Source organism: Synechocystis sp. LEGE 06083 (genome assembly GCF_015207725.1).
Taxonomy (GTDB): Bacteria; Cyanobacteriota; Cyanobacteriia; order Cyanobacteriales; family Microcystaceae; genus Synechocystis; species Synechocystis salina.
On the sequence record NZ_JADEWJ010000167.1, the window covers coordinates 1 to 8,462 of the forward strand.

7 protein-coding genes and 1 tRNA gene are annotated in these 8,462 nt (G+C 50.2%); 5 read left to right on the top strand and 3 right to left on the bottom strand.

Annotated elements, in window-relative coordinates:
* Positions 1-2,666: CHAT domain-containing protein (locus tag IQ219_RS12890; protein WP_228017055.1), on the bottom strand; the 2,666-nt coding region annotated here is incomplete at its 3' end.
* A gap of 151 nt (positions 2,667-2,817) precedes the next feature.
* Here IQ219_RS12890 and IQ219_RS12895 point away from each other — a divergent pair.
* Positions 2,818-3,564 carry a hypothetical protein gene (locus IQ219_RS12895; RefSeq protein WP_190598751.1) on the top strand — a complete coding sequence of 249 codons (747 nt, stop codon included), beginning with the start codon at positions 2,818-2,820 and terminating at the stop codon, positions 3,562-3,564.
* 64 nt (positions 3,565-3,628) lie between these two features.
* Here IQ219_RS12895 and IQ219_RS12900 read toward each other — a convergent pair.
* A tRNA-Pro gene (locus tag IQ219_RS12900) sits at positions 3,629-3,702 on the bottom strand.
* 79 nt (positions 3,703-3,781) lie between these two features.
* On the opposite strand from IQ219_RS12900, the gene IQ219_RS12905 reads away from it, so the two are divergent.
* Positions 3,782-4,558, top strand: a complete 777-nt coding sequence (locus tag IQ219_RS12905) for a DUF429 domain-containing protein (protein WP_194072872.1) — start codon at positions 3,782-3,784, stop codon at positions 4,556-4,558.
* Between the two features lie 5 nt (positions 4,559-4,563).
* Here the strand turns inward: IQ219_RS12905 and IQ219_RS12910 are convergent, their stop codons facing one another.
* Positions 4,564-5,568, bottom strand: coding sequence for an alpha-E domain-containing protein (locus IQ219_RS12910; RefSeq protein WP_194072873.1), 1,005 nt, complete (start codon positions 5,566-5,568; stop codon positions 4,564-4,566).
* A gap of 317 nt (positions 5,569-5,885) precedes the next feature.
* On the opposite strand from IQ219_RS12910, the gene IQ219_RS12915 reads away from it, so the two are divergent.
* The 3 genes from IQ219_RS12915 to IQ219_RS12925 form a co-directional block, all read left to right on the top strand.
* On the top strand, positions 5,886-6,533 hold the full coding sequence (locus IQ219_RS12915; protein WP_194072874.1) for a Uma2 family endonuclease: 648 nt from the start codon (positions 5,886-5,888) through the stop codon (positions 6,531-6,533).
* Between the two features lie 98 nt (positions 6,534-6,631).
* A complete protein-coding gene (lpdA, locus tag IQ219_RS12920; protein ID WP_194072875.1) occupies positions 6,632-8,056 on the top strand; it encodes a dihydrolipoyl dehydrogenase in 1,425 nt (474 codons plus the stop codon).
* A gap of 3 nt (positions 8,057-8,059) precedes the next feature.
* Positions 8,060-8,462, top strand: a 403-nt coding sequence (locus IQ219_RS12925) for a CRR6 family NdhI maturation factor (RefSeq protein WP_194072876.1), incomplete at its 3' end; no start/stop codon positions are given.

The window sequence follows — 8,462 nt, forward strand, 5'->3', positions numbered from 1 at the left end:
GCAAAACGGGGGTCTTCCTTTAATTTTTGCTGGGCCCATTGCAGAGCGGCGGCGGGGGCCATTTGCTGTTGCAGTAAACCCCGATAAAATTCCGTCATCAAACGGGCAGTGGCTTCGTCGTCCACACTCCAAAGGCTGACCACTACCCGGGCAGCCCCGGCATACATAAACCCCCTAGTCAGGCCAATCAGTCCTTCCCCTCGCACCTCCTGACCAAGCCCTGTTTGGCAAGCACTGAGCACCACTAAATCCGCTGGTAGGTTGAGATTGAAAATATCGTACAAACGCACGAAGCCATTGATCGGTTCCCCGGAGGGATTGAGCAGGGAAAGCACTAGTCCCGACAGTTGGGGATTTTTGCTGTTGAGAATGCCATGGGTGGCAAAGTGAATAAAACGGTATTGCTCCATGGTGTCGGCAAAAACCCGGGCCCTGGTGGCCTCAAAACCTAATTCATTTAAACTTGCTTCCGGGGGAAAGAGAGCGATCAGTTGCTCGGCTTCCTGTTCGGTGTAGGGGAGTCGGTCAAAATAAACCCCCGCATCCCTGGCGGACAGTTCCAAATCCACCGGCAAATTTTCCGGACGACGGGCGATCGCCGGGCCTAACCTTTCGTCGCTGGCGGTAAATACTGGATCCGCAAACACGGCCAGCAAATTGGGGGCCGGTTCCCTCTGGGCCGTATTTTGCCGCAGAATGCCTAGGGTGGAAGCGGAAGGCATGGTGACCAATTCGTGGCTATCGACTAGATAGGTGGGGGGCTGGTTGGGGGAATTGTCTGTCACCAGTGCCCCAAAGGGTAGATATTGCAACACGCCATCGGGCACAATCAGTAATCTTTTTCCTGCAATCACTGCTGGATCAGGAATTAACTGGCCATATAACTGGGCTCCTTGGCTAACGGCCAGGGGGCGACGAATGCGCTGGGTGGGCTCCAAAAAAGACTGGCGAAAGGATTTAATTGCTTCGTCTAACTGTTCGGCCTTGGGAAGGACGTAACTCCGCAGACTGGATTGACCCACCACCCAGAGATAACTACGCTCTCTCCCCAGGGCATATTCCAACAACAGAGTTTCATCGTCTAAGAGGGCTTGGATTTGGGGCAAGTTCAACGGTTGGGGACGGGTAAGGGCCCTGTAGTCGGGGTTTTGTCGCTCAATCTGCCCTAAAATTCGGTCATACCGTTGCAATAGATCCGTTATGGTCTGGTCTAGTTCTGCTTGTTTTTGCGGATCATAATTAGAACTATATAACTTAATTTTATTTTCCTGTAGGGTATTGAGTTGTCGTTCAATGGTTTCTTTTTCGTTTAACAACTGAGAAGAAATTCCCTTGGTAATTTTCCCCGGAGTTTGGGCTAAAATATCCAACAAAGATCTAGCTTTGGCTGATTCACTAGCCACCAAAGCTTTCCCGTCCCAGCCTTGATTAGGTTGCCGTTGATGTTGTTCCATTAACAGATCAATGTAGAACTGATAATAATCTTGTTTGGAAGCTAAGAAGCTGGTCCTTAGATCATCGTTGCCAATGGCTTGCCGCAGGTTTTCCACTAAATAAATTGCCTTTTCAATTTCTGCCATGGCCTGCTCTACTTCTCCCTGTTGCTTCCAAGCCACCGCCAACCAATAGCGAGTTAAACTTTCCTTCAGGCGATCGCCAGTCGTTTGTCTTAGGGTTAAAGCCCGTTGGTAGTAATCGAGCGCTGTGGGTAAATCCCCCTGCAAAAAGGCTAGATAACCCAAATTATTTAAGCTACTGGCTTCCCCATTTTTATCCCCCAATTGTTGCCAGATGATCAACGCTTTTTGATAGTTTTCTTTGGCCATATTAAGTTGTTGATTTTGCACCTGCATAAAAGCAAGATTATTTAATCCCGCCGCCTGCCCCCGCACAAGATCCGGTGTGGCCCGATCGCCAAGGTCGTTGATCAAACTTTGCCAATGTTGGAAAGCACTTTCTTCCAGGACTAAAGCCCCTTTTATATCCCCACTGGTGAATTTAACCTGGGCTAAATTATGTTCAATGCCGGCGACATTGCCTCGATTTCCCAAGGATTGGGCCTGTTCCAAAGCCTTGTTATAAAAATACTCAGCCTGGGCCGTTGCCCCCAAGATAAAATACATTTGCCCTAATTCGTTCTGACTAATCACCTCCCCGGTTTTAAAGTTGGCTTCTTGCCAAAGCGGTAAAGACTTTTCTAGGCTTTCAAAGGCCTCCTGGTAATTACCCTGTTGTAATTGCAACTGGGCGATCGCCACCAGACTATTAGCCTCGGTTTGGGTATCCTCCAAGGTTTGGGCGGCGGTTAATAACTCTTGGAAACAAGCCAAAGCCACCGCCGGTGGGGCCAACTGACGCTGAACCAAACAAAGAAAATTTAAAGTGACCGCCACCTGGGGTAAATTATTTTCCTGGCGCCAGAGGGCCAATGCCTGCTCCCAGGAACTTTGGGCCACTTGAAAATCTGTTAGGCTACCCTGCTGATAATGCTTAAGACCTTGATTAAAATATTGCTGGGCAGTGGCGATCGTGGTTTTCCCTTCTCCATCCAAGATGGCCCCTGGGGAGGACTGGGCTGAAGATATTTGGCGCCATTCCGTACCCCCTAAAAGGCAAGCTGTGGCCACAGCAGCAAAGGCCAAGTTGAACAAAAAACGTACTGCCATGACCACTTTTTCTCCAATAAAATATGTTGATGAACAGCTAAGATAGAGGCGAAAAAATTTCCTATCTTGTTTAGACCCAGAGAGAAATCCACTTCCTTGGTCCCCTAACCAATTTTACGTTCCCCCACTGACCCTTTCCCGGTGCTATGCCATGATTACCCTACCTAGCTCCCCCAGCTTAAAACTTCTTAAAATAAGTGCCCTCAGCGCTTCTGCCCCGTTACTGGCTCTGGGATGGGCCGTGGCCCCCAGCCAAGCTCAAATCAGCCAAGCGGTGGTGCAAGAAATCATTGACGGTCCCCAGGTTTACATCGAGGAAATCCAGGCAAAAGTGGATGATCAAGCAGAATTTGGCCAGGTGATAGTGACCAAAAAATCCAGAGCCGGTATCTTGTTCAATAACGGCGCGGCGGGGAGATTGAGCGAAAATGCCAGTGTGATTGTGGGTCAATGTGTAGAGCTGGAACGAGGTCAATTATTAGCCAGTGGCCCCGTCAATGGTTGCATGGCGGGGGTCAGTGTGGCGGTGACCGGCACGGTGTATGTGATGGAAAGAAATAAAGGTCAATCGGGGGAAATTAAGGTTCTGGAGGGAGCTGTGTTGGTTAGTGATCCGGAAAACCCAGGGCAAACAACCCAGGTTAAAGCGGGGGAAAAGGTCAGTGTGTTGGAAGGCATCATCGGTTCTGTGATTCCCATGACCCCGGAAGAATTGGTAGCCCTGTTGAGTGGCAGTTTGTTCAATGGCTTCAGCATTCCCATTACTCCCGATGGAGCCTTGCAAAGTATGTGTTCCAATTTGTTACCGGGGCTGAGTTGTTCCACCAATGGAGCGAGCTACTCTCCCCCCATTCCCAGTTTGCCGGTATCCATTCCCTTGCCCAGATTCGGCTTCTAACAGGTAGTCAGCAAAAAGCCTTCCCCTAAGCTAATTTGCTCCTGGAGAAGGCTTTTCAGTTGAATCGGAGCGGCGGGATTTGAACCCACGACCCCCACTACCCCAAAGTGGTGCGCTACCAAGCTGCGCTACGCCCCGAATTTCACAGAATCTAATCTTAGTCCTCCCCTGTGGCCCTTGGCAAGTTTTTTGGCAAATATTTGCGAGTGTTCATTTGATGAAATTTATTGGCATTGATTTAGGTTGGAGCTCTGGGGAGAGTGGACTATGTCGTTTACGGCTGGAATCAGCCCCTGCTGGCGATCGCCTTTGGGTGGAGGACATTACCTGTCGGTTGAGCTTGGCAGATATTTTTGCTTGGCTAGATGAGGGGTTAACAGCCCCTGAGGGGGCCATGGTGGCGGTGGATGCCCCCACAATTATTCCCAACATCGGAGGGACAAGGCTGCCCGATCGCCTAACCCACAAATATTTTGGCAAGTACCATGCGGGTTGTTATCCGGCTAATTTGGCTAGACCTTTTGCGGCAAGAACCACAGAAGTGGGTAAATTGCTAGAAGAACGGGGTTTTCTCCATGCCCCGCAGATAGAGCCTCAACGGCAAGGGCGTTACCAAATTGAAGTGTTTCCCCATCCCGCCATGGTGCAACTTTTTCAGCTAGAGCGGATCATCAAATACAAAAAAGGGAACCTAGCCCAAAAAAGGCAGGGTTTGCTGGAGTTACAGTCCCACATTGAAAATATTTTGCCCCAACTAACGCCGGCCCTGGAGCTTACCCTTCCCCCTGGCATGGAGCCTTGGCGATCGCCATTGACGTTGAACGGCAAGGAACTGAAGCGCCAGGAAGACCAGTGGGATAGTCTAATCTGTGCCTACATTGGTGCCTATTGGTGGTATTGGGGCCGGGAGCGGAACTGGGTGTTAGGAGATGCAAGTACGGGTTATATTGTGGTGCCCACTTTAACCGCTGACCAACCTGTACCGGATGGGTAATGGGTCTAAAAACTCGCTAGAGATTGCTGTTGGGTCTGACTTTGACTTTGTACTGGCACCGGCGATAGCACTGGCTCATTGACAAAAAATGTTTGGGCCATTTTAACCCCGACTTCGTTCACTTTCGCTTGGATTTCCTCCAAAAATTCGTGTAGCCCTTGGCTAATAACGTCTTCGATGGTGATGTAGCCCATTTCTCCACAAAGCCGACCCAGGGCCCTTTCTGCATCATTGCGCCAGGAACCTTGGGGAGTACCAGTAACTTCATGCAGTGACCGCTGTACCTGGAGTAAGCAAAAGTGGATAGAACGGGGAAATTTTTGGTGCAAAATCAAAAAACTGGCCACGTTGGCGGGGGTGATACGCCGCTGACTCTTGCGATACATTTCGTAGGCACTGGCGGATTTGAGTAGGGCAATCCATTCCACCTGGTCCAGGGGAGTACCCACCCATTCCACCGAAGGCAGCAGGTAATAATACTTCACATCCAAAATGCGGGCGGTTTTATCAGCCCTTTCCTGCAGGCGGCCCATCTGGCCAAAGTGCCAAGCTTCGTTATGGGTCATGGTGGCGTCCATAATGCCGGCAAAGCGATGGCTAGATAGTTTCACCCGGGCAAAAAAGTCGGCAATGTTAGCCGGAGGGCGATCGCCCGCTTCTTTGACCATGAGGTAAAAGCGATTAATTTCCTCCCACATTTCCGAAGAAATAATTTCCCGAATGGAGCGGGCATTTTCCCTGGCCATGTTCAGACAGGAAAGGATGGAGTTGGAATAATGCTGGTCGAAGGTGAGGAATTTGATCACATTGGCCTTGGTAACTTCGCCGTAATGCTGTTTAAAAAAGCCCAAATCCCCAGTGGTCATGACCAAAGGCTCCCATTGCTGTTGGGCGCCGTAGGGCAAATCCAACATTAGGTAAAGGTTCACGTCCACAAAGCGGGCAATATTTTCCGCCCGTTCGATGTAGCGGTTTAGCCAGTAAACGGAGTCAGCAACACGGCTTAGCATAATTTTCGGTTTTTTCCAATTACGGATCCAGGGCCCATTGTACAAAGCTCCTGGTGGTTCAATATGTTGCCATTCTGACGGAATGGTCGGGAGTCTTCTCCTGTTGAAAGCCGAGCCTGCTTTAAGTCCTCAACTTGCCCCATTGGCGATCGGGTTATCATGGATAACTGCTGGCGTAGCCAAGCCTGGGGAGCAATGCTGCAGGTAAGGTCAAAATAGCGGTTTGGCCAGTAGCGAGAAGGAAAAATCGATGAAAATGGCAAACTTTGATGGGGTGTTAGAATCGGGCCACATCTGAGCGTTTGGAGCCCCAGACCATGACCGCCGCCCTAGACCAAATCATTATTTATCCCGATAGTGATGGACAACCAATGGCAGATAATACCCTACAGTTCCGTTGGATTGTACTGATTAAAGAAAATTTAGAATGTGTTTTTCGAGATTATCCAGATGTGTTTGTAGCGGGAGATTTATTATGGTATCCGGTGGAAAGACACCCAGAAATACGGGTTGCCCCTGATGTGATGGTAGTTTTTGGTCGCCCCAAGGGGGAGCGGGGTTCCTACCAACAGTGGCAAGAAGGGAATATTGCCCCCCAGGTAGTGTTTGAAATTTTATCGCCGGGTAATAGATTGAAGGAAATGGCAAAAAAATTGGTTTTTTATGACCGACATGGAGTAGAAGAATACTACATTTATGATCCCGAACGGGTTGACTTTACGGGATATGTGCGACAGGGAGAAAATTTGGTCGTGATTGAAACTATTAATGATTGGGTCAGCCCCTGTTTAGGAACACGTTTTGTCCTCACCCAAGAACAGTTGGAAATTTACGATCCCCAAGGAAATCTTTTTTTGACAACAATAGAATTTTCGGAGCGGGCTAAGCTGGCGGAGCAGGAAAATGAACGGTTAAGGGCGTTATTGCGGCAGGCTGGTATTTCTGATGGACTGGGGTCGAACTAATCGAAGATGATGGCCGATCGCCTAGGCGGGGGTCAACTTTCCAGAGGTTGCCCTTAGCCCCTAAACTAAAGTCTTGACAGATTGAGGTGCAAGCAACGATGAGTCAGGATTTTGATTACGATTTGGTGATTATTGGCGCTGGTGTTGGGGGCCACGGAGCCGCTCTCCACGCCGTTAAATGTGGTCTGAAAACCGCCATCATCGAAGCCAAGGATATGGGGGGCACCTGTGTTAACCGGGGTTGCATTCCTTCCAAGGCTCTCCTGGCTGCCTCCGGTCGAGTCCGGGAAATGTCCGACCAAGACCATCTTCAACAGTTAGGCATCCAAGTCAATGGCATTACCTTCACCAGAGAGGCGATCGCCGCCCATGCCAACGACCTTGTCAGTAAAATTCAAGCTGACCTGACCAATAGCCTTACCCGTCTCAAAGTAGATACCATCCGGGGTTGGGGAAAGGTTTCTGGCCCCCAGGAAGTAACGGTGGTGGGGGACAATGAAACCCGCATTCTCAAAGCCAAAGAGATCATGCTGTGCCCAGGCTCCGTACCCTTTGTCCCCCCCGGCATTGAAATTGACCATAAAACAGTCTTTACCAGTGACGAAGCGGTGAAGTTGGAAACGTTGCCCCAGTGGATTGCCATCATCGGCAGTGGTTACATTGGTTTGGAATTTTCCGACGTGTACACGGCTCTGGGTTGTGAAGTGACCATGATTGAAGCTCTGCCGGACTTGATGCCGGGGTTTGATCCGGAAATTGCCAAAATTGCCGAACGGGTGCTGATTAAATCCCGGGATATTGAAACCTATACCGGCGTTTTTGCTACCAAAATAAAAGCAGGCTCCCCGGTGGAAATTGAACTCACCGATGCCAAGACTAAAGAAGTAGTTGAAATCCTTGAAGTGGACGCCTGCCTAGTGGCCACGGGGCGCATTCCTGCCACCAAAAATTTAGGGCTGGAAACGGTGGGAGTAGAAACTGATCGCCGGGGCTTCATTGAAGTTAACGATCAGATGCAAGTGACCAAAGATGGCAAGCCGGTGCCCCATCTCTGGGCGGTGGGGGATGCCACGGGCAAAATGATGTTGGCCCATGCCGCTTCTGCCCAGGGCGTGGTGGCCGTGGAAAATATCTGCGGCCGCAAAACTGAGGTGGACTACCGGGCCATTCCGGCGGCGGCCTTCACCCATCCTGAAATTAGCTACGTGGGCCTAACAGAAGCCCAAGCCAAGGAACTAGGGGAAAAGGAAGGGTTTGTGGTTAGTACGGCCAAAACCTATTTTAAAGGTAATTCCAAGGCCTTGGCGGAAAAGGAAACCGATGGCATTGCCAAAGTGGTCTACCGCCAGGACACCGGGGAATTATTGGGGGCCCACATCATTGGCATCCATGCATCGGACCTAATCCAAGAGGCCGCCCAGGCGATCGCCGACCGCAAATCAGTGCGGGAATTGGCCTTCCATGTCCATGCCCACCCCACCCTGTCGGAAGTGTTGGATGAAGCCTACAAACGGGCGGTTTAAACCATGGTCACCATTACCGTTACCCCAGAGCAATTGAGTCATTTGGATCTGGCCCCAGTGCAATCGTGGCTGGAGCAGACCATTGATCTGAGCCTGAATCGGATTGATGAATCTGCCCTGGCCACCATCGAAAAACGGGTACAGTTTGACATTCAATTTCCTAGGCAAGAAGGCGATCCCAGGGAATTATCGGAGATTCCCGAAGTTCGCCTCTGGTTTATTCGCCTAGATAGTCTTTATCCCTGGTTTCCCCTTTGTTTAGATTGGCAAGCAGGGGAATTTACCCGCTATGCGGCCATGCTGGTGCCCCACGAATTCCATCGGGTGGATGGCATCCAGTTCAATCCTGAAGCCTTGGATCTGTTTGTTATGGGCAAAGTGTTTGTGTTGGCGGACTGGTTAAAAA

Bases quoted from the DNA above. Each gene is read 5' to 3' on its own strand.
- IQ219_RS12915 (WP_194072874.1), top strand. From the start codon at position 5,886: ATGACCGCCGCCCTAGACCAAATCATTATTTATCCCGATAGTGATGGA.
- lpdA (WP_194072875.1), top strand. From the start codon at position 6,632: ATGAGTCAGGATTTTGATTACGATTTGGTGATTATTGGCGCTGGTGTT.
- IQ219_RS12895 (WP_190598751.1), top strand. From the start codon at position 2,818: ATGATTACCCTACCTAGCTCCCCCAGCTTAAAACTTCTTAAAATAAGT.
- IQ219_RS12905 (WP_194072872.1), top strand. From the start codon at position 3,782: ATGAAATTTATTGGCATTGATTTAGGTTGGAGCTCTGGGGAGAGTGGA.
- IQ219_RS12910 (WP_194072873.1), bottom strand. From the start codon at position 5,568: ATGCTAAGCCGTGTTGCTGACTCCGTTTACTGGCTAAACCGCTACATC.